1 protein-coding gene is annotated in these 1,049 nt (G+C 63.0%); it reads right to left on the reverse strand.

Translation table 11 applies throughout. The features are described from left to right. Window positions 1-5: 5 nt before the first annotated feature. Window positions 6-959, reverse strand: coding sequence for an IS1595 family transposase (locus tag AC54T3_RS17430; protein WP_496626576.1), 954 nt, complete (start codon window positions 957-959; stop codon window positions 6-8). Between the last annotated feature and the right edge of the window lie 90 nt (window positions 960-1,049).

A 1,049-nucleotide genomic window follows, 5' to 3' on the forward strand; every position in this document is an offset into this window, starting at 1 on the left:
CCTGATTAGCAAGCTTCTTCAGCCAGACGAAGCCAGCGCGCAGGACGCGGCCCGGTGGTTGTCGCCGCCAGCAGCAGGCGGCTGTGGATCGTCTCCAGATGGAAGCGCCGGTTGAAGCGATAGGCGAAAGTGCCGAGATAGCGCGCACGATACTTCTCGAAGTCAAAGGCATGGTAGGCGCCGCCGAAACTGCTCTTGAGATTGCCCAAGAGCGTGTTGACCCAGCTGAACTGCGGTAAGTCCTTTGGTTTGCGCGACCCAACGACAATGACATGATGCGTACAGCCGGCATCGGTGACCCCGGCGAAGCAGGCCAAGCCATCGGAGGTCACCTCGCAACCGGGAGCCAAATCGCGGCGCGCCCACTCGGCCATCGCCTTGCGGGTGAAGCCAGCAACAGCGGCCATTTTGGTGTAGAGCGGATGGCCTTCGGGGCTCAAGGACACCGCCGCGACGAAGGGAACCTTGTTCTCCGAGCCCCGCCCGGGCGTGCCGCCGGCCAGCTCGCCGCCGAGGTAGACGTCATCGACCTGGACGTCACCACTGAGCGCATAGGCGCTGTCGCGCTCGGTCATGGCCTGCATCAGCTTGTGCTGGATCAGCCACGCGGTGGGATAGCTCACGCCCAGCAGCCGTTTCAGGGCCAGCGCCGAGAGGCCCGTCTTGGCCTGACTGATCAAATAGATCGCCAGAAACCAAACCGTCAGCGCCAAGTGGGTGCTCTGAAACAGGGTGCCGGCGATCAGCGAGGTCTGGGTCCGACAGGCCCGGCACTGAAAGGTCTTGTGGGCGCCGACATGGAGGATGTAGGCCTGCGAATGGTCGCACTTGGGGCAACGAAATCCCTCGGGCCAGCGCAGCCGTTCGAGCTCGGCCTCGCAGAGCGCCTCGGTGCCGAACTGCTCGGTGAACCTCGGCAACGACAACCCGGGTTGAAATTGAATGCGGTTCATCGGCATGACGAGGTCCTTCGAGCAAGCGGGAGTCGCTCCACTATGCGCCTTTCCTCGGCGGAAAAGGGGCTTGGCTGAAGAAGCTTGCTAATCAGG

This window comes from Halochromatium sp. NSM3, from assembly GCF_059621085.1.

Bases quoted from the DNA above. Each gene is read 5' to 3' on its own strand.
- AC54T3_RS17430 (WP_496626576.1), bottom strand. From the start codon at position 959: ATGCCGATGAACCGCATTCAATTTCAACCCGGGTTGTCGTTGCCGAGG.